The organism is Pseudomonas sp. SDO5215_S409, from assembly GCF_054071325.1.
The window spans coordinates 1-1013 of record NZ_JBSVWN010000146.1 but is presented as its reverse complement, the minus strand read 5'-3'; the positions used below and the strand labels follow the sequence as shown (position 1 = coordinate 1013).

Here is a 1013-nt window from a genome sequence, read left to right as displayed (position 1 = left end):
GGAAATCCTGAAGAAGACTTCCAAATATGGTGAAATACGCCGATCCCGTTGCCCGAGTTTCCCGATGAAGCAGATGACCTTCGCCGACGCCGAGTACGCTGGCAAGCGCAAGCAGACCCGCAAGGAGTTGTTCCTGATCGAGATGGATCGGGTGGTGCCCTGGAAGGGTTTGATCACCCTGATCGAACCGCACTATCCGAAGGGCGAAGGAGGCCGTCCGGCGTATCCATTGATGGCGATGCTGCGCGTGCACCTGATGCAGAACTGGTTCGGTTACAGCGACCCGGCGATGGAGGAGGCGCTTTACGAGACGACGATCTTGCGCCAGTTTTCCGGCCTGAGCCTGGAGCGGATCCCGGACGAAACCACCATTCTCAACTTCCGCCGCCTGCTGGAAAAGCATGAGTTAGCCACTGGCATTCTCGGCGTGATCAATGGCTATCTGGGCGACCGTGGCTTGTCGCTGCGACAAGGCACCATCGTCGATGCCACGCTGATTCACGCGCCCAGTTCGACCAAGAACAAAGACGGTAAACGCGACCCGCAAATGCGCCAGACGAAGAAGGGCAACCAGTATTACTTCGGTGCCAAAGCGCACATTGGTGTCGACGATGACTCTGGACTGGTGCACAGCGTGGTGGTCACGGCAGCCAACATCGCTGATGTAACCCAAGTCGCCAAACTGTTACACGGTGCTGAGAACGTGGTCTGCGCTGATGCGGGCTATACCGGTGTAGAGAAGCGCGAAGAGCATGCGGGACGCCAGGTTATCTGGCAGGTTGCCGCCCGGCGCAGCACCTACAAAAAACACGGTAAACGCAGCGCGTTGTACAAAGCGATACGCAAAATCGAGAGAGCCAAGGCTCAGGTACGCTCCAAGGTTGAGCATCCATTTCGAGTGATCAAGCGCCAGTTTGGCTATACGAAAGTGCGCTTTCGAGGCTTGATGAAAAACACGGCTCAGATGGTGACGCTGTTCGCCCTGTCGAACCTGTGGATGGCCCGCCGACATT

1 protein-coding gene is annotated in these 1013 nt (G+C 57.2%); it reads left to right on the top strand.

The features are described from left to right. Nucleotides 1-64 precede the first annotated feature (64 nt). A partial coding sequence (locus ACW9H9_RS28630; RefSeq protein ID WP_457346709.1) for an IS5 family transposase occupies nt 65-1013 on the top strand: 949 nt, incomplete at its 3' end.